26 protein-coding genes are annotated in these 23,181 nt (G+C 56.6%); 18 read left to right on the top strand and 8 right to left on the bottom strand.

Translation table 11 applies throughout. The annotated features are described in order from the left end of the window. The first annotated feature begins 53 nt into the window (after positions 1 to 53). From AAGD24_RS15685 to AAGD24_RS15670, 4 genes are all read left to right on the top strand, one after another. Entirely contained in the window at positions 54 to 506 is a 453-nt protein-coding gene (locus AAGD24_RS15685; RefSeq protein ID WP_227517873.1) for a hypothetical protein, read from the top strand. Between the two features lie 205 nt (positions 507 to 711). Continuing rightward, positions 712 to 837, top strand: coding sequence for a type II toxin-antitoxin system HigB family toxin (locus tag AAGD24_RS15680; RefSeq protein WP_136633531.1), 126 nt, complete (start codon positions 712 to 714; stop codon positions 835 to 837). 59 nt (positions 838 to 896) lie between these two features. After that, a complete protein-coding gene (locus AAGD24_RS15675) occupies positions 897 to 1,259 on the top strand; it encodes a type II toxin-antitoxin system HigA family antitoxin (protein WP_286847772.1) in 363 nt (120 codons plus the stop codon). 1 nt (position 1,260) lies between these two features. Continuing rightward, complete coding sequence (locus AAGD24_RS15670; RefSeq protein WP_379865618.1) at positions 1,261 to 3,051, top strand: DEAD/DEAH box helicase family protein; 1,791 nt, start codon at positions 1,261 to 1,263, stop codon at positions 3,049 to 3,051. 106 nt (positions 3,052 to 3,157) lie between these two features. Here the strand turns inward: AAGD24_RS15670 and AAGD24_RS15665 are convergent, their stop codons facing one another. Continuing rightward, positions 3,158 to 5,569: a response regulator gene (locus tag AAGD24_RS15665; RefSeq protein WP_379865616.1), complete on the bottom strand. Its 2,412-nt coding sequence runs from the start codon at positions 5,567 to 5,569 to the stop codon at positions 3,158 to 3,160. Between the two features lie 216 nt (positions 5,570 to 5,785). On the opposite strand from AAGD24_RS15665, the gene AAGD24_RS15660 reads away from it, so the two are divergent. Beyond that, positions 5,786 to 6,265, top strand: coding sequence for a peptidylprolyl isomerase (locus AAGD24_RS15660; protein ID WP_085679461.1), 480 nt, complete (start codon positions 5,786 to 5,788; stop codon positions 6,263 to 6,265). A gap of 90 nt (positions 6,266 to 6,355) precedes the next feature. On the opposite strand, the gene AAGD24_RS15655 is transcribed toward AAGD24_RS15660, so the two are convergent. The 4 genes from AAGD24_RS15655 to AAGD24_RS15640 form a co-directional block, all read right to left on the bottom strand. Then, complete coding sequence (locus AAGD24_RS15655) at positions 6,356 to 7,834, bottom strand: flavin-containing monooxygenase (protein ID WP_379865612.1); 1,479 nt, start codon at positions 7,832 to 7,834, stop codon at positions 6,356 to 6,358. A 4-nt stretch (positions 7,835 to 7,838) separates the two neighbouring features. Further along, the gene (locus AAGD24_RS15650) at positions 7,839 to 8,765 is read right to left on the bottom strand and encodes a ferritin-like domain-containing protein (RefSeq protein WP_379865610.1); all 927 of its coding nucleotides are present in this window, start codon (positions 8,763 to 8,765) and stop codon (positions 7,839 to 7,841) included. Then, complete coding sequence (locus AAGD24_RS15645; protein WP_379865609.1) at positions 8,758 to 9,630, bottom strand: SDR family NAD(P)-dependent oxidoreductase; 873 nt, start codon at positions 9,628 to 9,630, stop codon at positions 8,758 to 8,760. Before AAGD24_RS15645 ends, AAGD24_RS15650 begins: the two co-directional genes overlap by 8 nt. A gap of 206 nt (positions 9,631 to 9,836) precedes the next feature. Then, positions 9,837 to 11,828, bottom strand: coding sequence for a hypothetical protein (locus AAGD24_RS15640; RefSeq protein ID WP_379865607.1), 1,992 nt, complete (start codon positions 11,826 to 11,828; stop codon positions 9,837 to 9,839). Between the two features lie 221 nt (positions 11,829 to 12,049). Between AAGD24_RS15640 and AAGD24_RS15635 the strand changes: the two genes are divergently transcribed. The 12 genes from AAGD24_RS15635 (at position 12,050) to AAGD24_RS15580 (ending at position 20,112) form a co-directional block, all read left to right on the top strand. After that, a complete protein-coding gene (locus tag AAGD24_RS15635) occupies positions 12,050 to 13,198 on the top strand; it encodes a mechanosensitive ion channel family protein (protein WP_075196956.1) in 1,149 nt (382 codons plus the stop codon). Positions 13,199 to 13,387: 189 nt separating this feature from the next. Then, positions 13,388 to 13,672 (top strand): hypothetical protein, encoded by a 285-nt coding sequence (locus tag AAGD24_RS15630; RefSeq protein WP_075197073.1) that lies wholly within the window; start codon positions 13,388 to 13,390, stop codon positions 13,670 to 13,672. 74 nt (positions 13,673 to 13,746) lie between these two features. Then, positions 13,747 to 14,643: a DUF692 domain-containing protein gene (locus AAGD24_RS15625; protein ID WP_379865605.1), complete on the top strand. Its 897-nt coding sequence runs from the start codon at positions 13,747 to 13,749 to the stop codon at positions 14,641 to 14,643. Further along, complete coding sequence (locus AAGD24_RS15620; protein ID WP_379865603.1) at positions 14,640 to 15,443, top strand: putative DNA-binding domain-containing protein; 804 nt, start codon at positions 14,640 to 14,642, stop codon at positions 15,441 to 15,443. Before AAGD24_RS15625 ends, AAGD24_RS15620 begins: the two co-directional genes overlap by 4 nt. A gap of 58 nt (positions 15,444 to 15,501) precedes the next feature. Further along, entirely contained in the window at positions 15,502 to 15,837 is a 336-nt protein-coding gene (locus AAGD24_RS15615; protein ID WP_051947014.1) for a DUF2282 domain-containing protein, read from the top strand. 2 nt (positions 15,838 to 15,839) lie between these two features. Then, a complete protein-coding gene (locus AAGD24_RS15610; RefSeq protein ID WP_036209222.1) occupies positions 15,840 to 16,679 on the top strand; it encodes a DUF692 domain-containing protein in 840 nt (279 codons plus the stop codon). Beyond that, on the top strand, positions 16,672 to 17,457 hold the full coding sequence (locus AAGD24_RS15605) for a DUF2063 domain-containing protein (protein ID WP_379865601.1): 786 nt from the start codon (positions 16,672 to 16,674) through the stop codon (positions 17,455 to 17,457). Before AAGD24_RS15610 ends, AAGD24_RS15605 begins: the two co-directional genes overlap by 8 nt. Then, complete coding sequence (locus AAGD24_RS15600) at positions 17,441 to 17,968, top strand: DoxX family protein (RefSeq protein WP_379865599.1); 528 nt, start codon at positions 17,441 to 17,443, stop codon at positions 17,966 to 17,968. The genes AAGD24_RS15605 and AAGD24_RS15600 overlap by 17 nt, the downstream gene beginning before the upstream one ends. An 84-nt stretch (positions 17,969 to 18,052) precedes the next feature. Next, positions 18,053 to 18,208: a hypothetical protein gene (locus AAGD24_RS15595; RefSeq protein WP_007152729.1), complete on the top strand. Its 156-nt coding sequence runs from the start codon at positions 18,053 to 18,055 to the stop codon at positions 18,206 to 18,208. A 45-nt stretch (positions 18,209 to 18,253) separates the two neighbouring features. Further along, positions 18,254 to 19,186: a DUF4124 domain-containing protein gene (locus AAGD24_RS15590; protein WP_075196958.1), complete on the top strand. Its 933-nt coding sequence runs from the start codon at positions 18,254 to 18,256 to the stop codon at positions 19,184 to 19,186. 51 nt (positions 19,187 to 19,237) lie between these two features. Then, positions 19,238 to 19,618: a DUF6152 family protein gene (locus AAGD24_RS15585; RefSeq protein WP_007152727.1), complete on the top strand. Its 381-nt coding sequence runs from the start codon at positions 19,238 to 19,240 to the stop codon at positions 19,616 to 19,618. Positions 19,619 to 19,626: 8 nt separating this feature from the next. Further along, a complete protein-coding gene (locus AAGD24_RS15580) occupies positions 19,627 to 20,112 on the top strand; it encodes a hypothetical protein (protein ID WP_036209231.1) in 486 nt (161 codons plus the stop codon). A gap of 46 nt (positions 20,113 to 20,158) precedes the next feature. Here the strand turns inward: AAGD24_RS15580 and AAGD24_RS15575 are convergent, their stop codons facing one another. Next, positions 20,159 to 20,566, bottom strand: a complete 408-nt coding sequence (locus tag AAGD24_RS15575) for a hypothetical protein (RefSeq protein ID WP_305936626.1) — start codon at positions 20,564 to 20,566, stop codon at positions 20,159 to 20,161. A 151-nt stretch (positions 20,567 to 20,717) separates the two neighbouring features. Here AAGD24_RS15575 and AAGD24_RS15570 point away from each other — a divergent pair, with 151 nt between their 5' ends. Then, positions 20,718 to 21,500 carry a helix-turn-helix domain-containing protein gene (locus AAGD24_RS15570; protein WP_199447098.1) on the top strand — a complete coding sequence of 261 codons (783 nt, stop codon included), beginning with the start codon at positions 20,718 to 20,720 and terminating at the stop codon, positions 21,498 to 21,500. A 61-nt stretch (positions 21,501 to 21,561) separates the two neighbouring features. On the opposite strand, the gene AAGD24_RS15565 is transcribed toward AAGD24_RS15570, so the two are convergent. Together AAGD24_RS15565 and AAGD24_RS15560 are read right to left on the bottom strand one after the other, a co-directional pair. Then, entirely contained in the window at positions 21,562 to 22,344 is a 783-nt protein-coding gene (locus tag AAGD24_RS15565; protein ID WP_228301504.1) for a DeoR/GlpR family DNA-binding transcription regulator, read from the bottom strand. A 14-nt stretch (positions 22,345 to 22,358) separates the two neighbouring features. Beyond that, positions 22,359 to 23,168: an HAD-IIB family hydrolase gene (locus AAGD24_RS15560; RefSeq protein ID WP_305936628.1), complete on the bottom strand. Its 810-nt coding sequence runs from the start codon at positions 23,166 to 23,168 to the stop codon at positions 22,359 to 22,361. Positions 23,169 to 23,181 lie beyond the last annotated feature (13 nt).

The raw sequence follows: 23,181 nt of genomic DNA, 5'->3' as shown, positions 1-23,181 counted from the left end.
CCGTTGCAGAAAACGTTATGCCAATCGAAAAGATTAAGTGGTCAGACGCTGTTGTGAATAAGTTTCAGGTGTTGGTGATTCCATTGCTGTCGTTAATCGCCGGCTGTACCAACATGGCCGGCGATGTCGCCAGAACCATTCATCCGGCGCCGTCGTCTGCTCTGGATGAAAACACGCTGTTTTCCGTTGCCAGTGAGTTCTTCATCGGGAAGGACTATGAGTGTGATGCCAGGCATGACCTGAGTACGCTTAGGTGTGCCAAAGAACTTCGCGATCTTTATATTCACCAGACCCAAGCGGTGGTGCAGATTTATCCCGGCGACGATGTGGCGTATCCCCATACTTTGGTGACGTCTCGATGGGATGAAGGGCTGATTCCGGGTGAGTTTATTTCCAGTGAGTTCACCAATCCCGATGTGACGGCGTTTTGTGAGTATCTTCAGGCGCAGGCGGTGGGGAGTTGTCGATTGTTGACCGAACACGGCTCTGCCCGGAGCCCGGAATGATCAAGCCGAGTTGCTACAGCTGTCGGAAAAAATTTGAGCCATCCGAGCTGAGGCTTTCGTACTCAAAAAACTACTGTGAGGGCTGCGGCGTTGGGCTGTTTGGTGACGAATACTTTCGTTTCGCCAGAAAGCCCGCTCCAACGACTCGGAAGAACCTGGCTGTTCATGTGGCCGTGCTTTTTGTCGTGGTTGCCGGCTTGTTGTTATGGCTTTCAATTTAAGGCTGATTACCTTCATTGAATTTCGTGATAATCGCATGTACATAAAGCACATTTGCCGCCACGCCGAATACGACCGGCTGGCTGATAAATACCGTCGCAATAAGGAGTGAGGCTTATGTTATCGCCTGCTTTTGTTGAGATCAGAGAAGCGCTATCTCAGGTGCCTTTTGTGGCACATATTGAGACTCAGGACGACTATGAGCGAGCGTTGGAGCTGATGGACCAGTTGGTGGACGACTACGACGCCAACAGGCTTCTCATTGAGGTTCTGTCTGTCAGCATTGAGCGCTGGGAGGACCAGGCTACAGAGTTTTCCGACTTTAATGCCGCTGTTGCTGAAACGGACAGGGGGATTGCGGTGCTGAAAACCCTGATGGCTCAACACGGCCTAGGGGTTGCTGATCTACCGGAGTTGGGTTCAAAAGGCAATGTGAGCAAAATTCTCAATGGTGCTGAAGGAAAGAAGCTGACCCGCAAACACATGGAGGCCCTAGGCAAGCGGTTTGGGGTGTCTCCGGTACTGTTTTTCTAGGATGCCTGCATATTCAAGAGCCCCTTTCAAACTCCGCCCGTACCAACGGGAAGCCGTCGACGCCACGCTGAATCATTTCCGAAGATCCGATGAGTCTGCCGTCATCGTGCTGCCAACCGGCGCCGGCAAAAGCCTGGTCATTGCCGAGCTGGCCCGTCTTGCCCGGCGCAAGATTCTGGTGCTGACCCACGTCAAAGAGCTTGTGGAGCAAAATCACGCCAAATACCAGAGTTATGGGTTGGCCGGCGGCATCTTCTCCGCCGGGCTGAAGCGCAAGGAAAGCCACCATCAGGTGACGTTTGCCAGTGTGCAGTCGGTATCGGCGAATCTGGATCAGTTCCGGGATGAATACTCGCTGGTCATCATCGATGAGTGTCATCGGGTCAGCGGCGATGAAACCAGTCAGTATCAACGCATCATTGAGTTGCTACGGCAACAGAATGACGCCCTCAAAGTGCTCGGGCTGACCGCTACGCCCTACCGTCTGGCCATGGGCTGGATCTATCGTTATCACTACCGGGGCTTTGTTCGCGGCTCTGTTGACGAGCAGGACAAGCCCTTTCAGCACTGCATTTACGAACTGCCGTTGAGCTATATGATCAATCGGGGGTATCTCACCCGGCCCGAGTTGGTGAATGCGGCAGTGGCGCAATACGATTTCTCCGCGCTGGCTCGGGACCGCTTTGGCGAGTATGCCGAGAAGGACGTCAACCAGCTGCTGAGCAAACACAAGCGTGTGACCCGCGCGATCATTGAGCAGGTGATGGAACTGGCCGCTGAGCGCCAGGGAGTGATGATCTTTGCGGCCACGGTGGAGCATGCGAGGGAGATCACCGGTTATCTTCCTGAATATGAGACCGCTTTGGTAACTGGCGCGACCGATCAGAAAGATCGGGACATGCTGATTCAACGATTCAAACAGCGGCAGTTGAAGTACTTGGTGAACGTATCCGTGCTCACCACGGGCTTTGATGCGCCCCATGTGGACGTTATTGCCATTCTTCGGCCTACCCAGTCGGTCAGCCTGTATCAGCAGATCGTGGGCCGTGGTCTTCGCCTTGACGAGGGCAAGCAGGATTGCCTGGTGATTGATTACGCGGGCAACCACGTGAATCTGCATCATCCGGAGGTGGGCGAACCGAAACCGAACCCGGACAGTGAGCCGGTGCAGGTATTCTGCCCGGGCTGTGGCTTTGCCAATATCTTCTGGGGCAAAACAGACAGTGAAGGCCGTGTGATCGAGCACTACGGGCGCCGTTGTCAGGGGCTTCTGGAGCCTGTGGATGGAGACGAGCCTGCTTCGCAGAAAGGTCGCCTTGAGCAGTGTGATTACCGTTTTCGCTTCAAGGAGTGTCCCCACTGCGGTGGCGAGAACGATATTGCCGCCCGCAACTGTCACCGATGCCAGAAAGCCATTATCGACCCGGATGATCAGCTGAGAGATGCGCTGAAGCTCAAGGATGCCATGGTGATCCGTTGCGCTGGAATTGCACTCAGTGTTGATGGAAACAAGCTGAGAGTGACCTATCACGGCGAGGACGGGGAGGAACTCAGGGAGTCGTTTGATTTCAGCAAGCCTGGCCAGCGCACCGTTTTCAACAAGCTGTTCGGGCGGCGTTTCGCGAACGGCCGAGCGCCGAAAACATTCAGCAAGGCGGAGGAAGTACTTGAGAGCCAGGCCTTGTTGCCAGCGCCGGATTTTGTTGTTGCCCGCAAGCAGAAGCATTATTGGCAGGTGCAGGAGCGGATTTTTGATTATCGGGGTAGCTATCGTAAGGCGAATGAGGTGTAAAACCGATGGCCAGTAAAGCCCTGACCTTCTATATCGAATTGATTGAAGTGCACGCTGCCGAACCGGGGGGCGTTAGCGCCTGGTTGCGCGCACGAGGTCGTGATGCTCAGAGCTCGAAGGTCATGGCCACTTCCGGCGTCTGGATGAAGTGCCCCTGAAAATGGCGGATGCCACGGTCCCAGAACCACGTCAGAGCCTTGGCGTCTTCGACCCGGGTGGCTACGATTGGCTGGCTCGACCCGAAGACCCCGGTAAGCTGGCGAAGCATGTTTTCCAGTTCAGCCGTCTGCTCGGCGCTGGTGCCATACTTTGGAGCCAGCTTCACGAATTCCACGGTCGGCAACTCTTTCAGCAGTTCAATCGATGCCGGGCCGGTCTCAACGTGCTCGATGATAAGACCACAGTTCATGCCGTGCAGCACGTTTAATACCTGCTTGGCCTTTGCGACGTCTTTGATCACGGTTGGGCTGGACAATGCGAGGTAAATGCGGCGTTTGCCTTTGATGCTCGCGTTGCGCATACCGCTGCTGAGAAAGGGCATCATTCTGGCTACATCCGCCATGGGGGACGCGAGTTTGATCGCCACGGAGTAACCCGCTGCGGCTTTTCCCGAAAGCTCTGAGAGTCCCTCAAGCGCGTGCTCCACGACCCAACGATCGAGATCATGCAAGGTGCCATGATTTCCCTCTGTCAGTTGTGGCAAGAACTGGCCGGGCAGATACAAGGCATCGTCTTCATCCACTAGCCGTACCAGGGCTTCAAAGACAGTATCTCCGGAGTTCATATTCACGATCGGCTGGTAGTGCAGTTTGAAGGCCTGGGCATCTAGCAGTTCCCGAATGCGATCATCCAGTTTGCTATGATCGGAACGCTCCGGCGCCCGCCGCCAGACCACCCGAGCGTTGTCCGCCTGCATGGCCTCACAACAAGCCTGCTCGACTTCCATCAGGGCCTTGTCTTCATTCACCGCTTCTGTAAGAGGCAATACGCCCATACTGACGGTAACGGAATTCGGCGGTTCACCCAGGGACCATGCCGGGCTGTTCAGGCGTTGGTGAAACTGGTCCAGATAGGCACTTGCGTCCTCGGCTACAGGCGCGGTTATTTGAAACAGGAAGCTGCCGCCGCCCAGGCGACAGCCGGAATCCCTGGCACCCAATTGGTCCGCGAAGTGGTGCTCCATGCGGGCAGTTAAACTGGCCAGTGCGCGTGCGCCATGCTGTGCGCGCAGGTACTCCTCGCGGTCGATTCCCACCTGGACCAGAAACCGCGCCTGGTTGTTAGGCGAGGCCTCAAGATAAGCGAGGGAGGAGGCCAGTTCGGTCAGAAAAAAGTCATGGTTCTGCAAGCCCTGACGTTCTTTGCGTTGACTGACCAGGTTGATGCGCGCCGAGATGCGTTGAGCCTGTGCCAGGTGATGATGCAGCGCCGCCAAGAATCGTTGATTGTCGAGTGGTTTCTGGAAGAACTCATTGCCCGCCATGCTGTTCGTCTCGAGGTGTTCGGCTACTGCCTGCGACGCTGACACAAACAGGATGGGGATGGTGAGATATCTTGGGTCCTGGCGCAGCGCGCGGGCAAGTTCCAGACCTTGAACTCCCGGCATTTCGTGGTCCAGCACGATGGCGTCAGGTTGGAACTGTTCGATGCGCTCGAGAATTCTCGCGGGCTGGGAAAGGCCTTCTACTTCGTAACCTTGATTGAACAGTAAGTCTTGATAGTAGGCGAGCAGGTCGCTGTCGTCATCCACCCAAAGTACCCTTTGCCTGACACTGGTGCTGAGTAGCTGATCGATCCGCTCCTCCAGCGCGTCCATATCCAGGGGTTTGGTGATGTAGCCATCTGCGCCGGCCCGCATAGCCCGCATACGTGCGACGAGGTCATTTCGGGCTGACATCATGATCACCGGGCTACAGGCATCCACCTGATGCTTGAGGCGGTCAAGAAGCGTTATTCCCTCCAAAGCGCCGTCGGGGAAGCTGATGTCCAGAAGAATCAAGTGGTAGTAGTCGTTTGCTTGTTGGCTAAAGGCGTTTGGCGTGTCGAACGTGTCAACATCAAAGCCCCGTTGTTCCAACCAACCCTGCAGAAAAACCGCCTGGTTGCGATCATCCTCGATGACGGCGATTCGGTGATGGTTTATGACAGTCACAGCCGCCGGGGCCGTTTCGTTCGGGGTGGCGGTATTGATAGCCTGGTCAATGGCCCGCTCCAGAGCCTGGAGCGAGGCTTCAATCTGGTCACGTTCTATGGGAGTTGCTACCGGTTTATTCAGCACGTGCTGCAACTGGCTCTCGAGGACCTGTGCACTTTCGCTGATGGCAGAAAACTGGAACGTAGTTCCGCTGCCCGACAGCTTGTGGGCGCACCGGTCCATGAGCAATAGTGTTTTCTTGTCCCAATTGACATGTTGCAAATGGCTCCAGGAAGCTCTCAGTTCCTTTGCGCGGCTTGGAAGGTTTTGAGCATACTGCTGTCTGAGCTCCTGATACTTTACTCCCAAGTTGGCGCCTACCATTCATGAACCTCATCTGCTGTTGGAGGAAAATCAGAGTGTGGGTCAGATTTCGAATTAACGGAGAGTGTTGTTACCTGATCATAGCTTGCTGAAAAAAGTTCCGCGACCTGTTATCAGATGGAAGTGAACCGAGGCAGTTTTGATGTGCCTTCACTGAAGTCAAGGCCGCCACTGGGTATAATGGCGGACTTTGAACCGTCGAAGAGAACCTATCCTATGCCAATCGAAAAGAATCAGGTGGTCCTGTTTCACTACAGTGTCCGTGATGAACAGGGCAACGAAGTTGAGAATTCCCGTGGTGGCAAGCCGAACGCCTACCTGCATGGCCACGGCGGTGTTATCCAGGGCCTGGAAGAAGCCCTGGAAGGTCGTGAGGCTGGCGATACGTTCAGCGTTACCGTCACTCCGGAAAAAGCCTACGGTCCGCGCAAGGCCGATGCCGTTCAGCGCGTGCCGGTCAAGCATCTGATGGGGGCCAAACGCTGGAAGCGGGGCATGATCGCCCAGGTGCAAACGGAGCAGGGCCCGCGCCATGTGATCGTCGCCAAGGTCGGCCTCAAATTTGCCGATGTCGACACCAACCACCCGATGGCCGGTAAAACCCTGACCTTCGATATCGAAGTGATCGAAGTACGTGCCGCCGATGCGGAAGAGATAGCGCACGGCCACGCGCATGGGCCGGGTGGGCATCACTGAAGATAAAAGGGGGCGTAGATGCAAATTGGTGTGATCGCAGATACCCACAGTAAAATGCGCCCCGAAGCCCTGGAGATTTTGAAAGACTCTTCAGCTCTGCGGCAGAAGCCGATAGTCTTTCAGAACTACCTCTTTCATTTGCAGCGCATACTGTGTGGCAAATCCCGGATACATCGTCGCGTTAAACCCATCCTCGGTGAGATACCAGCTTTTGCAGCCGGAGTTCCAGTTGGTTCGTGACAGGCGCTTTTGTATCGCACGATTGTGACTTTCCTGTGCGCTCTGGCGCACGTCCAATCCTTTCAGGTCAAGGCTGGTGATGGTGCGCACGGCTTTAACAATATAGTTAATCTGCGACTCCATATACACTAGGGCGGAATTATGACCGGGGCCGGAGTTGGGGCCGAACGTCAGGAAAAGGTTGGGGTAGCCGGCAACATTGATGCTTTTGTAAGCCGATGCGCCCCGTTTCCATTCTTCGTTCAATTGCCGGCCATCCACACCGGTAATCGGAAACGGTGTGCCGGCGTTGCTGACGTTGAAACCGGTGGCAAAAATCAGGCAGTCGAACTGGTGCTCGATGCCCTCAACCGTGCGCACTCCGTTTTCATCGATCCGGGCAATGGGCCAGGTGATCAACTTGCAATTGGGTTGCTGTAGGGCCGGGTAATAGTCGCTGGATACCAATACCCGTTTGCAGCCCAGGCGGTAGTTCGGGGTTAGCTGGCGGCGAAGCCAGCGATCCTTCACTTGATTGCGCAGGTGCCACTTTCCCAGCCGCTCTGCCAGGCGAGTGAGGGGTGAGTTCCAGATCACCCCAAGAGCCATGGATTCGTGGGCGAGGTAGAGCGCCTTGCGCAATGCGTTCTGGCTCAGGGGCAGTTTTCGAAACGCCAGCTTCTGCCAGTCTGGTGTCTCGAAGTCGGGCCGTGGCATGACCCAGGGTGGTGTCCTCTGGAACACGGTCAGCTTATCGACCTTGCCCACGATGCTTGGCACGATCTGGATGGCGCTGGCACCGGTACCGATTACCCCGACACGCTTGCCTTCCAGGTTGTAGCTGTGGTCCCACTGGGCGCTATGGATTTTTTTGCCTTTGAAGTCTTCGATGCCTGCAATATTCGGAAAGCCCGGGTTCGATAACGGCCCCTGGGCCATCACCACGGTTTTTGCGTAGTAGGTTTCTCCGCCCTCGGTGGTGGCCTCCCATACGCCCCTGTCCTGATCCCAGTTCAGGCCGGTGACGTTGGTGCCAAAGCGAATGTATCGGGCCAGGTCAAACTGGTTCACCAGATGGTGGATGTAGCCCAGGATCTCGCGAGCACCGGAGAAGCTTCGGGACCAATCCGGGTTTGGCGCAAACGAATAGGAATACAGGTTTGAGGGGATGTCGCAGGCGGCACCGGGGTATTGGTTATCCCGCCAGGTTCCGCCTACCTGCTCGTCCCGCTCCAGTATGACCATGTCATCGATGCCTTCCTGCTGCAGGCGAATGGCGGAGCCGAGTCCGGCAAAGCCGGCCCCGATGATCAGGGTGGTAACCACAGGCGTCGTCTGTACGTCAGTCATGGTGTCAGGCCGTCGTCTGGTAGGTGATTTCGCGCACCCAGCTGGGTACAGCGGGAAAGGCGCGCCGGGGGATGGCGTCGGTCACTTTGACCAAGGCGTCGATCGGCTTGTGGTAGAACTGGTTACCCCGATCCACCACGAAACGCCCGTGGTATTTGATGATCTGGAACCAGGGGTTGCGCCGGCCGTCTTCTGAGCGGCCACCAATCTTTTCGAATTTCTGCATGGCGGCGTACAGTTTCTCTTCCGGCAGGCCCATTTCGATGATGTTGTCACGCATCTTGTTCAGCAACGGAAAGTAGGAGGCGATACCGAGGATCAGCCGGGGGTCCATCAACTGGGCCACCATACGCGCCAGTTCCCTGTAGGTTTTTCCATGGCCTTGCATTTCCATCACCGTGAAGCCAACGCCAAGGTGCCGGGACTCGTCGTTGTTGATCAGCTCAAAGGCCTGATGGCAGACGGGGTCGTCCACGGTTTCCAGCAGGAACTTGCAGAGGGCACCATCAAGCGCAATCTCCAGCATGGGGACCACGGTGCCCAGCACGTACACGGGCTGGTCGTCGGCAAAGCGGTCCAGCCACTCGATCACCAGGCGCAGGTTGTTGTTGGGCTCGGGCAGCTCGTTTTCTTCCAGCATGCCCCAGCGCTTCATCAGCGCCATTTCGGCGTTGGCGTGGCGCTGTTCTTCTGCGTGGAAATAGGTGTAGATTTCCCGCAGCGTGTCATCCGGTGCTTTCTTGGCCATGGCTGCGAAAGCGCGGGCACCTACATGTTCGATCCACATCAGGTCGGCCATGAAGGCTTTCAGTTTGGGCCACTGTTCGGCGGTTATCAGCTCGGCTCCCGGTGCGTCCCAATCCACGTCGGACAGTGACCACTGGGAGCTCTTGATCTTCTCCAACATCTTGTCCAGGTCGATTTTAGCCATGGAGTCTACCTCTCGTTGTCTCTTCTTCGGTTACGCTCCCGGTCCTACTGACAAAACGGTTCAGCAAGCCTGTGCCGACGGCGTAGCCGCTTGGCAGCAGTCGTTTCAGGCGCCAGATCAGTTTTGCGTCCAGTTGCGGCATCACATACAGCTGGCCCCGGTCCAGGCCATTGAGGGTGATTCTGGCCACCTGTTCGGCTGACATTCCGAAACGGTCCATCAACCGGTTGAACAGGGCACCGGAATCGCCAGTGATCCGGCCATTGGCGACAATGTTGGTTTTCACCAGGGTGGGGCAGAGCGCGGTGACCTGAACGTTGGTTTCGGAGAGCTCCGCGGCCAGTGTTTCCGAAACCGCCAGGGCGGCTGCTTTGGTGGCGTTATAGGGCCCCATCAACGGTGCCGCGGAGAAGGCCGCTGTGGAGGCAACATTGATAATGCCGGCGGCTGGCTGGCCCTTCAAAAGCGGCGTGAACACGTGGCAGCCGTGGATAACGCCCCACAGGTTGATGTTGATGGTCCAGGCCCAATCCGCGATTGGGACGTCGCCGATCTTCTGGCCGCCGATACCGATGCCGGCGTTGTTGATCACCAGGTTCAGGGGTTGCGGCAGTAGCTCCTGAGCTTGCTGGGCCAGTGCCTCAACCTGCGCCAGATCGCTAACGTCGCAGGCGACAGCCCAGGCCTCGCCGCCTTCTGCCCGAACCTCCCGGGCGGTCTGCTCAGCCGCTTGCAGGCTGATGTCCGAACAGACGATGAGCCCCTTGCGACGGGCCAGCTCCAATGCGAGGGCTTTGCCGATGCCGCTTCCAGAGCCTGTGATGACAGCCCGTGACTGATGGGTGAGTCTTTGCTTTTGAAACATTGCCGATTCCGCTTATCAAGTTTCAAACAGGGTCGCACGAGACGGCCGAGCTTTTTGGGCCGTATGTGATTCGAGAGAGGACGATTTACTTGCGGACTGTTACCAGATTGCGAACCTGGCCGGCGTTGGAGAGCGTGGTCCAGAGCCTTGGGAAAGCGTAGGCTGGCGCCTGATGCGGTTCTTGAAAGGTCAGCACATTGCGTTGTCTACCGCCCCGAAGCCCAACTGCCACGGGCCAGGTCCATGGCCCGGTTGACTTCATCGGCAGGGATGTCGCCCGGCTCGCCTTTTTCTATCGGGTCATAGTGGAACACGTACAGTCGGGAGACGAACTCGGCTACCGGTAAGGAGGCTTCGCCGAAGAGTTCACCGTGGCCATGGGTGGAGGTGATGACGCCCTGGCCCCAGTTCTGGCCGCTGTCGTTGTTGGGGTTGAAAAAGTAGACGCGCATGGTCTTGTCGGGGTCCATGGCGAGCCGTTGGATGGTGATGGCGTGCCAGCCGAGAAAGCGCGTGGCGCTGTCGGTCACCGCGATACCGGCCGGCTGTGGATTGATCACGGGAATGTTGCCGTTATAGAACGGGTGATAGGCGGCGTAGAAATCCCGGACAAACCCTTCGAAGTCTTTCAGGCCGCCGGTGAAAACGTCCACGGCGATGCGAAATCCGTGGCCAACGTGGTCGCCGTGAAACTCTGCATTAACCCATTTATGGGGATCCTCTTCGCGGCCAATACTGCGCCGCCCCATTTCAAAATAGATACGGTCCAGATGCGGCACGGTCAGCAGGGATACGGCATCGACATCCACGGGCGGTTCGGTTGCCAGTCCGGCGCCAAGCTCCTTTGAAGAAATGCTGTTGCCTTCGAAGCGCATAACGATCTCATCGTCCCGCGCTGCCCAGGCAAGGATGCGCAGCAGTTCTGCCGGCATGTTGTACGCCCACATGGACAGGGCGCGGGTGGACTGGCAGGTCGGGTAGTTGCCCTGGCCCACGCCCAGTGGCCGCCCCAGCACGTTGAGTACGTCGGCAAGCAAAAAACATTCGGGGGAGTGGCTGCTGCCGAAGACCGTCGCGATCTTCTCGGCTGCGGCGTCACAAAGCGTCATGCGTATCTGGCGCCACAGGGATGGCGCTACCGGTGGCGAGTAAAGAATGCCCCGCTCCAGCATCATGGCCAGGCCGTAAGTGCATTGACTGGTTTCCGGAAACACGGCGTCGTCGATCAGGCGGTGAATCAGTGCAGGGTAGCAGTGGAATGCATCGGCACCGGTGTAGCTCAACCCGAGGGCTGTGGGGATCAGGGCGTTCCAGCGCCCGCGCAGGTAGCGTATGAACACCGGCATGTAGGCCGACACCAGGCCGGTGTTGTGCATGGCCTGGGCAAAGGCGATGGCTTCCTGCATCAGGGCGGCATCGTCCATGTCCGCCAGTCGTTCGGAATAGACTTCAAAACCGGGGTCTTCACGGCAACCTTCAGTGGGGCTGAATACGGCGTTGATCAGTTGCAGGGCGTCGTCGCCGACTTCTCCGCCCAGGGCGTCGGGTTTTTCCAGGCAGACGGCAATCTGGGTCACCATGTGTTTGACGCCCTCAACCTGCACCGGGCGCTGCTCCAGAATCCGCCAGACTTCGGCCACCAGGTGCTCCAGCAGGTTATCGTATCCCAGATGCTGGAGCAGGTAGTGATACAGGTTCTGCACGGCATGGCCGAGCTGATCGGGCCGCAGCCGGTCGCTCTCCTGCAGGTCATCACTGACCACCAGGTCCAGGTTCATCGCCATCACCTGGGCGAGGAAATTATGGGCATGTTCCGCCGAGATAGAAGCGTGGACGTAGTCGCCTTTGGTGACCGCCAACAGGCGAACCTGACTCAGGCATTCGACCAGTGTTGCGGTGGGCTCCCCGTGGCGGACCGTACGCGCAGCCAGGGAAGGCACCAGTGTCTGGGGGTAGTCCCAATCGCTGCCACCAAAGAACCCGGCGGATTCAATGGCCGGAACGCGTTCGTAGATTGCGTCCAGCCCTTCGGGGCTGAGCACCAGGGGCCTTGCCGCATCAATTACTTCGAATACGGGCGAAACGCCCTCGATCGCGTTGATTGCAGCAAGGCGGCTAACGGCATCGTCAAATGCATTTACAAGTTCCGTTGGCGCGCGGCTGTTCTGGTTTTCGGTGTCTTTTTTTTGTCTGGCCATACAACCATCCTTGAGCCAACCTCGGACTGTGTCAACCTGGACTGTCGAAAACATCCGTGCCCACCGGTTGGCTGAAGCCAGGAACCTGTTGGTCCACCATTTCGGATAGGATCAATGGCTGATGATTGGTAAACAGGCTGACGTTAACCTACATATCATTATGAGCAAGAGATCCGATAAAGTGACGCCCGCCCCCACAACAAAAGAAGAGCAGACACCTGATGGCTGAATCCTTTGGTACCGAGCTGGTTGAACAGCTCCAGCGAAATATTGGCGATGCCTTCCTGGCCGTGTCAGGTGAGGATTTGGACTGGGGCGCGCTTGTCGTACAGATGCTTGGCCAGTTGTTGGTCTCTGTAATCTATCTTGGGGTGTTTTTCGGGATCTATCTGGTGGTGACAGGTGCTATCCGGCTGGTCTTGGGCAAGCAGCGGGCCAAAACACCTCTGTTCATTCAGGTGCGAAGCACTCTGCGTTATCTGGCCGGGTTAGGGGCGCTGGTCTTCATTCTTGCACAGTTCGGGACGTCTCCTGAGGTTCTCAAGGCGATGGCGAGGGCGGGCTTTATGGCCCTCGGTTTCTATGTGGCCTGGCTGGTTCTGGCACGCCTGATCAAGGACAGCATGGTGCGCTACAAAATGGATCCTTCGATTCGTCAGCTGGTCGAGAACCTGTTTTCGGTGGTCGTCTCAGCGCTGGCTGTGGTGACGGTGCTCGCCCAGTTCGGTTTCGATGTGATTTCGATTGTGGCGGGGTTGGGGATCGTCGGTATCGCCGTTGGCTTTGCGGCGCAATCAACCCTCTCCAATTTCATTGCCGGTATCACCCTGCTGATTGAGAGGCCGTTCCGCATTGGTGATTGGGTGACCATCAACGGGCAAGACGGCAAAGTGGTCAAGATTGCCTTGCGCACCACCTGGCTGCGCACCCGGGATAATATCTTCGCGATGATTCCAAACGACAGTGTGGCGTCATCCGACATCATCAATTACAGCGCAGAAGGGGTCACCCGCCTGAATATCCCGGTGGGCATTGCTTACAAAGAATCCGCGAAGGCCGCGAGGGATGTGCTGATGCCGGTTCTGCTGACGCACCCTGAAGTTTTACAGGGTGCTGGTATGGAGCCCCGTGTTCTGCTTAAAAGCCTGGGCGATTCTTCAGTGAACCTTGAAGCCAAGGTGTGGATTACTCCCGATAATCTGGATGTGCAGCCCAGAATCATGGCTGATGTTCTGGAACAGATGAAAGAGGCGCTGGATGCCGCCGGCATTGAGATTCCTTTCCCTCATTTGCAACTGTTTATAGATGATGCAAAAGGGCTCAAGCCGGTTCTGGAGCCCCTCTACAGCAAGCGGGAAGCTAACGGATAACTCCTTGCTCCCCCCCCCCTCCTCTCTCCCACGCCGGGTGACGTGAACCCTGTTATGACAATGGTGACACTCTCGTGATCATTCCGTGATGATCTGGTCGGCCCATGCAGCGCACTATTTGTTCAGGCGGGAAACACATGCTGAATGGTTGCCTGCCGCTCCGAACTCATAGATGAAAAGGAAACAGATATGAACACGATGCTAAACGGTGCCCGCATTGCAGCTCTCGCCGCCGCCTTCGCGACTTCAGGAATGGCCTATGCCGCTGAACCACCTGCCGGCTCCAGCGGTGCGGCGGTCTCCGGCAGCGATAAAGTGCATTGCTATGGGGTGAACTCCTGTAAGGGAACGGCCGACTGCAAAACCACCGAAAATGCCTGTAAAGGACAGAACGCGTGCAAGGCCCAAGGCTTCAAGGGGATGTCAGCAAGCGACTGCCTGTCGGAAGGTGGTGTGATTGGCGATCTGGGCTGAGTAGGCCAGATCAAATGTGTTTGTCCGGAGGCGCGTTCCGGCGCGCCCCGGGTTTTCAACGGGAGATTTAACGGATGATGAATCACTCTGCCAAAGCCAAACTGAATGGGCTGAAGAACAGTCTCCGTGAGCCGTTCCAGGGTTTTGGGCTGGGTTTGCGCCCGCGTCATTACAACAGCTTTCTTGCCCAGCCGCAGGCGGTGGATTGGCTCGAGGTCATCTCCGAAAATTACATGGTCCAGGGCGGAAAACCGCTTGCGATGCTCGACAGGATTCGCGCCGACTACCCAATCGCGATGCATGGTGTGTCGATGTCGATTGGTTCTGTTTCTCCCTTAGACCATGGCTATCTGCAGCGCCTGAAAGCGCTTGCGGACCGTATCCAACCGATGTGGGTTTCTGATCACTTATGTTGGACCGGTGTGCACGGCACGAACCTGCACGATCTTTTTCCATTACCTTATACCGAAGAAGCCTTGCGACACGTTGCCGCGCGCGTTCGCGAGGTGCAGGAAACGCTTGGGCGCCGTCTGGTGCTGGAAAACGTTTCAAGCTATATCGATTACGCCAGTTCAGAGATGAGCGAATGGGCGTTTCTGACCGCCCTTGCGGAGGAAGCCGACTGCTTGCTGCTACTTGATGTAAACAACATCTACGTAAGCGGTATGAACCACGGCTTCGACCCGCGTGACTTCATCGACGGCGTACCAGCGCACCGCATCCAGCAGATTCATGTGGCCGGGCACTCAAACCTGGGTGACGTCATCATCGATACCCACGATGCGCCGGTACCCGACGAAGTGTTTGATCTCTACGCCTATGCATGCCGTCGCTTCGGGCCGGTCAGCACGATGATCGAGCGCGACGATTCAATTCCGCCGCTGGAGGACCTGATCGTGGAACTCGACCGGGTGAGGGCCGTGGCAGCTCGTCACACCCCTGTGTGGGATCGAGAGGAGGCATACGCATGACTGATTACGCCCCTCGTTCGTTAGCCGATCTGCAAGCGGGACTGCAAAACTATGTTTTGGGCGATGGTGTTTCGGACGACATTCTTTCCGAGCTGACGGGCGGTGCTTCTGACCAGAGTAAGCGGCGCCTGCATATCTACCATTCTGGCTATCGCTCGCGGATGAACGAGGCGCTCCAGTCTGCTTTTGAGCAGACCTGGGCCTATCTCGGTGACGACGCATTCGACGCAATTTGCACTCGCTACACCGAGACGAGTCCATCGCACTCGCCGAATCTGGGCGACCATGGCCGCAACTTCCCACGCTTTTTGCAGCAAGCTTTGTCTTCCGATCCGGAAATCGCCGAGCTGGCAACCATGGACTGGAGGCTCCACAGCGCCTTCGATGCACCGAATGCCGCCATTCTCACCGGTGAGCAATTGGCAAATGTCGGCGAGGCGCAGTGGGCATCGCTGGGATTCGTCTTCCACCCGTCCGTTTCGCTCGCTCAGTTCGAGTGGAACGCACTGGAAATCTGGCATGCGCTGGATCAGAAACAAACACCGCCCGTCGCCGAAAAGCTGAACGAGCCGGTAGGGCACCTGTTCTGGCGCAGCGACCAGCGAAGCTACTTTCGCACACTTGAGTCGGATGAGTATGCCGCACTTAAGGGCCTGCTTGAGGGGCTCAGTTTTGCACAAGTGTGTGAGCAACTCGCAGAAGGCTATCCGAATACCAGTATTGACGCGTCGATTGGCACCTGGCTGGCGCGTTGGCTGGCGGATGGGCTGTTGTCGGAGGTCAAGCCGGGGCCTGTTTGAGTGACACCGTAACCCTTATCGGCGTGCTTTGGCCGACCGTAAAATTCAGGAGTCTGACATGTCCAAATCCAAAATCTCACAGTCCGAGATCACCGAAACCAACACCACCCGCACCATGACCGCTGCTGCCATGGCACTCGCCCTGGGTTCTGCGATCTCCATCGCTGCCGTTCCGGACGTTGCCCACGCGGAGGGCATGGAAAAGTGCTATGGAGTTTCGCTCGCCGGTAAGAACGACTGCGCCGCCGGGCCGGGCACTACCTGTGCGGGCACGTCCACTATCGATTATCAAGGGAATGCCTGGACGCTGGTTCCGAAAGGCACTTGCGAGGAGACCGCATCCCCGACTTCACCCACAGGCTTCGGACAACTCGAAGCCTTCGAGGAGAAGTAGCAATGCTGCCCTCACGGGCAGGCTTGGGCCTGAAACCAGAGCACTTTCGGAACATTCTGGAATCGGGCCCAGACATTGGTTTCTTTGAGGTTCATGCCGAGAACTACATGGTTTCGGGTGGCCCTATGCACCATTATCTGGGGAAAATTCGTGAGCACTACCCGTTGTCATTGCATGGGGTAGGGCTCTCGATCGGAGCCGACGCTCCCCTGGACAAAACACATCTTGATGCGCTGGCGGTGCTGATTGACCGTTATGCGCCGCAGGTTTTTTCTGAGCACCTGGCCTGGTCGAGTCATGGTGACTTCTTTCTCAATGATCTGTTGCCGCTGCCATACACGGCCACCACCCTGAACCGTGTGTGTGACCACATCGATCAGGTGCAGACGCATCTGGGTTGCCGCATGTTGCTGGAGAACCCGGCGACCTATCTGGAGTTCTCGACCTCGACCCTGTCGGAGACCGACTTCATCAGCGAAGTAATACGCCGCACGGGCTGTGGCCTGCTGCTCGACGTCAACAACGCCTATGTTTCGTGCATCAACCATCACCGCGAGCCCGGGGCTTATATCCGTGCATTACCGCTTGACCGGGCGGAGCAGATTCACCTTGGTGGTTTTGCCTCCCAGGCCGATGCCAACGGCGACCCGCTGCTTATAGACAGCCATAGCGCACCCGTTGCGCAAGACGTGTGGGCACTCTATACCGAAGTACTTGAGCAAATAGGGCCGACTGCCACGCTGATCGAACGCGATAACGACATTCCGCCATTTGACGTTTTGCTGGCCGAGGTCAATCTCGCCGACTCGTACCTTGTTGAAGCAGGAGGCCAACGTGAGTGAGCAGACAGTATTCGCCAGCGCATTGCTTGATCCGGCGCAACCCTGCCCGGACGGGTTACGGGCGTGGAACGGTTCCGATCCGAACCAGCGCTTTGCGGTGTATCGCAACAACATCGTGGTATCACTGATTGATGCACTCGCTGCCACGTTTCCTGTTTGCCAACAACTGGTTGGCGAAGCCTTCTTCCGCGCCATGGCCAGGGTGTTTGTGGTGGCGCAACCACCGCGTTCGCAAATCCTGACCTTCTACGGGCGCGAATTTCCGGCCTTTATCGACACCTTTAGCCCGGCATCATCAGTACCCTATCTGGCCGACGTGGCTCGGCTCGAAAGACTACGACTCGACGCATTCCATTCTGCCGATGTTGAGTCGCTTGGCACGGAGGACATAACCGGAGTGCTGTCTGCTCCCCATCGGCTACCCGGGCTTCGCATGGATATCCATCCCTCGGTGGCGGTGCTGCAATCACGGTTCGCCGTGCTTTCGCTATGGGCCGCGCACCAGCAGGCAACCCCTGAATTGGCCCGTGTCGAGCCCCTGCAACCAGAAACCGTATTGGTGCTGCGTTCCGGGCTGGAAGTCCAGTGCATCGATATCGCAGAGGCCACCGGCGTTTTTATGGATCGACTGATACAGAAGGAAACGTTGTCGCAGGCTGAACAGGACGCCAAGGCATGCGAGCCCGGTTTTGATCTTGTTGCAGCGCTGACCCTTTTGCTGCGCTGGCAGATCATTACCTCCCTTTACCCCGGAGATGAACATGGACAACTCGACTGAAACCGCTGCTCAAACCTCAACCGGCACGGGTGTCCTGCCAGGCCTGATCAAGCAGGCAAACACTCTTTTCGGACGCATTCCGGACACCCTGATCGCTATGATCGCCCGCTTTTCGATTGCCGGCGTGTTCTGGAAGTCAGGCCAGACCAAAATTGAAGGGCTGGCCATCGACATTGTCTCCGGTGAGTTCAGCCTGGGGGTACCACGGTTGTCGGACAGTGCGCTCTTTCTGTTCAAAGAGGAGTACAGTCTGCCGTTGATCGCCCCCGAGCTGGCGGCCTTGATGGCGGCGTTCGCCGAGCATCTGTTTCCGATTCTGCTCTTGTTGGGACTGGCTACGCGTTTCTCGGCGCTGGCCCTGCTGGTGATGACACTGACCATCCAGATATTCGTCTATCCCGGTGCCTGGCCAACGCATGGGGTATGGGCGGCGGTGCTGCTTTATCTGATGGCTTACGGGCCGGGTTGGTGTTCAATGGACCACTTCATCGCGGCACGTTACCGGCGCTGAAGTGCATCCAAACACTTTTTTCCTATTTCATATATCATGGGTGTTTAGTTGTTGGATAAGCCAACAGTTAACGTGGAGAACACCATGAGCAAGAAGCCCGAGAAAGTGACATTAACCTCTGCCACCATTGAAGAGCAGACGGCAGCTTTTTTAAAGGCTGGTGGGGCCGTTGAGTACGTAGGTAAGGGTAAGAGTGGCCAAGAAACCTCAGCGGGCCCGAAGCAGATTAGCGTGAAATAGTCACCGGGGCAGATCTGGTTCTGAAGCGCAGGGATTAAAGCGTTAATGAAAGTCGTAAACCCAGTCCTTGTTTTTCTACTCTCTATGATCTTTGCAGTCTCTGGTCATGCAAAGATTTATAAATGGGTGGATGAAGACGGGAAGATTCATTTCAGCGATCGGGAAGACCATCGCGTTGAGCAGGAAGTTGTCAACGTGAAGCCTGGCGCGTCGAAATGGTCGCGTTTTGATATCAAGATTAAAGCCGTCGATGTGGAGCTGAGTGAAGAGGAAAATCAGCAGATTGTTGATGGTGTGAACAATGTCTACGAGTTCTTTGACCGTGTGATGTCCTTTGATATGTACAGGACGGTTCCGGTCAATATATTGATGTTCAAGGATAAGGCTGAATACCGGAATTACCTTGTTCGCAGGAACAAAGGTCTGGCGGTTGCTTCATACGGCCTGTATATACCTTCCGAACACCAGATAGTCGTCTATGTGCAGGAAAACAGAAGCCGCACCTTTGAAACGATCAAGCATGAGGTGAGCCACGCGGTTGTCGATACCATCGTTCCTTATGCGCCGCTCTGGTTGAATGAGGGGCTTGCCGAGCAGATGGAAATGCTGGAACGTGATGAATCGGGCCTGTACTTTGAACGTCATCAGGAAAACAGTTGGGTGGTTGCTCAGGCCCGTGAACAGGGCCGTTTAACGGGCATTTCACAGTTTCTGAAATTATCCAGTTATAAGTGGCGCCATTCAGAGCTGTCGGGGCATGGGAGTTTGAGGGCTCAGTCCGGTCAATTCCTGAGTTTCCTGCTCTCCAAACCGACCCGCCGCAACTTCGTGGTGCGGCTGATGCACAACTTCAACCGGGGTGACCGCACTCTCGCATACTACCTGGTGGATGATAATTACATCGGCGGAGTCAGTATGTTGGATTTGGACTGGCGGCGTTGGCTGCACGAACAGGGTAACGACATCATCCGGTTTTAACCGTCGGTCGTTGCTCTTCATCTTTGAAAACCCGCAATGAGAGGACTCACTATGCCTCACGTTCGTTTTACCCACCTGCTCGGTTTTGCGTTTCTTGTTGCTGTTCTCGCTGCCTCTGCCGCTCATGCTCATCACGGTTGGGCCTGGGCCACGGACGAGGAATTTGAAATCACCGGTACCATTCAGTCGATGCGCCTTGGTAATCCCCATGGCGAGGTCACGATAGACGTTGATGGCGAGGCATGGGTTGTGGAAGTCGGCCAACCCTGGCGTAACGACCGTGTCGGGCTCAGTAAAGAGATTTTGAGCGTCGGCCGGGAAATGACCGTGCACGGTCACCGTTCCGCCAAAGAGGGCGAACGGTTGGTCAAGGCCGAGCGGATTGTCATCGATGGGACGAACTACGACTTGTATCCCGGTCGTGATTCCTGAGCCTGGGAATGATTGAGCCGGCGCTGGTCTTTGTTGAAAACCTGGCCTTTGTATCGGCGCTGCGCAATTCCACCCTCGCATACCCGCTGATCAACGCCGGGCATATTCTTGGTGTTGCCCTGCTGATTGGTGGAATTGTGCCGCTGGATCTGCGTTTGCTGGGGCTCTGGCGCCGCTACCCTGTGATGGTGTTTGTCGATGTGCTTCGAGTCACCTCCGCGTTTGGTTTGGGGTTAGCGGTGGTCTGTGGTTCGCTTCTATTCGCCACAGCGGCGGTGGACTACGCCGGGTCGATGTTGTTCCGGGTCAAGATGGTGGTTGTCCTGTTGGGAGTGTCGAACGCGTTGCTACTTGCTCGGGTGTTAAAGCGCCGGGATATACGGAGCCTCCCAATGGGTGCTTCCATGCCTTTGCCCTTGAGGGCAGGTGCCTTGATGTCTCTGGTGTTCTGGATGAGTGCGCTGACTCTTGGCAGGCTATTGGGCTACTTCTGAGTAGGCGGGTAGCGACAGGAGTTGCCGCTACCCGGTGTTTCGAAGGCTAGCTGAATGCAGGTTCAAGAGGTTTACTGCCAGCAACCCGTTTCATCCACGCCATGTCCAGTGGAACAAGAATGTTCACTGCGAACAGCACCCAGCCCAACGCCTGCAGGCTCTCCGCAAACCACAGCATCAGGGCGAAAGACAGCAGGGCCCAGCTGACATCCACAACCATCATCAGGTTGAAGTATTTCTCCAGCCACCGTGCGTTCATGGCCATAGCGGCCATATCCACGCACCAGAGCAACATCACTATGCCCACCACTAGATAGAAGGTTGCGCCGGGCCCTCCCGCTAACTGGGCGATCGGCTCTGCGGCCAGGATCAGTGCCAATGCCAGTGGCGTGGAGAGGAAAACATCGCTCAGGACGATCTGTTTTACGCTGAATTGACGGACGAAGCTTTTCATAGGATCACCTCAATCGGGTTTCACAATGTGTTGGACTACGCTACAAAGCATCTACCTGGGCGGTGATGGGCACAATTACCTGTGAGGTAATGGTGCAGCACACCCTTGAGGAAGATAATCGCTGAACACTCGAATATTCACAGGAACTACCATGAGCGCCTTCGGTACGCTTTTTAGAGAAATGCGGCAGGGTAAACGGTTGAGCCAGATGGATTTCGCCCTGGAATGCGAAGTATCGGCGAAGCACATCAGCTTTCTGGAAACGGGCCGAAGCCAGCCCAGTAAGGGCATGGTTCTGCATTTGGCGCAGATGCTTCAGACGGATCTGGCGGCGACCAACCGCCTGCTGTCTGCGGCGGGTTACAGCCAGGTTTACAGCGATCAGGATTTGAACGCGCCAGGCATGGCAATGATCAAAGAAGCGCTTGATCACCTCTTGCAGGCACACCTGCCGTACCCGGCGGTTGTCTTTGATCACGAGTACTATCTGGTGATGGCTAACACAGCCATGCAGGCGATGATGGTAAGAATGGTGGAACTGGGCGCTCACTTTCCCGCAAGGCCGAACTTTCTCCTATCGCTGTTGGACAACGAGGGCATGAAACCCTTTGTGGGAGATTGGGAAAACATTGCATGCCACATGCTGCAGCGGGTCTACCATGAGCATCTAGCCGGCCCCTTCCGGGACCAGCCCAACCGATTGCTGGAGCATGCCTTGACTCTGCCCGGCGTTCCGCAGAACTGGAAAAGCCACGTGGTGGAACATCTCGACTACCCGGCGATTCCTTTTACCCTGAACCTGGGAGATCAGCAGCTTAGAATCTTTTCGACCATTGCAACGATAGGCACGCCTTTGGATGTCACCGCACAGAACTTGCGGATCGAGCATTTTTTCCCAATGGATGAGCGTAGCAAGGCTTTCTGGCAAAGCTGAAGCGGGCTGCTGTCGTCTTGGGTGACCGGGTTCTTCATGGAGATGCGAACGTTCGGACTCGTTAAGCTCCAACACACTCGATGATTTCAAGCGACGCAGGCAGGCCTATCTGTTTTCCGGCACTAATGAAGTCGGTGTAGAAGCGATCCACATACTTGAATGAGGCAACTTTACAATGAGAGCTTTGGGTCCATTTGCTATGGTTGGCCACCAGCAAGCGTGACCGGGTGTTGGAAATGATGGCCCGGCTGACTTCGGCCTCGCGGATATCAAAATCCATCAGGCCATGCTGTGGGTCCATGCTACCGGTGCTGATGATGCCAAAGTCGGTGATGAAGGAGCTGAAAAATCCGGTCACTTCCGGCCCGACCACATCATGGTGGTTGTGCCGGTATTGCCCACCGGAAACGATGACTTCGATGCCGGAATTGCCGGAAAGCGCAGAGGCCACACTAAGGTTGTTGGTCAGGATGCGCAGTGACTGGTGATGAATCAGCGCTTTCGCCACCAGTTCGATGGTGCTGCCGACTCCCAGGCTGACGGTGGCGCCTTCAGGAATATCCATTGCAACCCGCTGAGCCATCTGCTGCTTGGTGGCATGATGATGGATCCGCGCGTTTTCAACGGGAGAAATCGTGGCACTGGCCGGTAGGCTGACGCCGCCATAACGGCGACGTAGCACACCCTGTTCGCACAGTTTGTTGATGTCTCGGCGAATGGTTTGGGTGGTGACTCCAAAGCGTTGGGCAATGTCTTCAACCTCGACATGCTTCTGCTCGTTCACCCAATCCAGAATGCTTTTTTGCCGATCTTTGGCGCCCATCAGATTAGATACTCGGTCCATTACCCCTGGCTTGATCACACAGGATGTGTTTCGGCCTGCGGCAGGTCGGATTCGGTCCGTTGCCTCAGCCAGTTTTCGGCCATTTCCGCGAAGCCCAGCCCGGAACGCTGGCTGACAACGGCGGCCGGCCGATGGGTCATCCCGGGCAGATGCTTGCGAATGTTTGCCACGCCAACACTTAGTGGAAAACATCGAAACATGCTTTCGTCATTGGGTGCGTCACCAATGAAAACTGCGCGCTGTTGCAACGCCTGACGATCCAGTCCCAGCACTTCCTGCCCTACACGCACGGCCATCGTGGACTTGTCAAAATCGCCGAGCCAGACGTTGAGGTGGATTGAGCTTTGCCGAACGTTAAAGCCCCGGCCAACCAGAGCGTTATGAAGAGCCGCTACTTGCTCTGAGCTTAAAGACTGCTGCTGGTTGTAGTCGACCGCTACATCGACATAGCGGAAGGCCTGGTCGCTGGCGAGTTGTGGTTCGAAGTCCAGATCCAGTGCGGCGACTGCAGTCAGTATGGCCTCTTGGTCGCGCTTATGGCCGGCTGCGTCGTTCCAGTAGTGCCAGCGGACCGTCTGGGGGGCGGTCCGCTCGGCGTAGAAGGCGCCGCCTTCACCAATTACGGCAGTGACCGGCCACGTTCTGATGATCTGGTCGCACCAGCCGGCGCAACCCCCGGTCACCGGAATCACGCGAATACCAGCCGCTGCCAGCCGACAAAGGGCCAGATAGGTTTCTGGCAGCAATTGACCATCGGTGGTCAGGGTATCGTCCACGTCGGTGAACAATACGTCCGCTTGGCCAAAGTTAAAGCTGTTTGTCATGGACTGGGTTTTC

Source organism: Marinobacter sp. M5B (assembly GCF_042604615.1).
GTDB lineage: Bacteria > Pseudomonadota > Gammaproteobacteria > Pseudomonadales > Oleiphilaceae > Marinobacter > Marinobacter salarius.
Note: the sequence above shows the minus strand (reverse complement) of the source record. Positions and strands in the feature narration are given on the sequence as shown.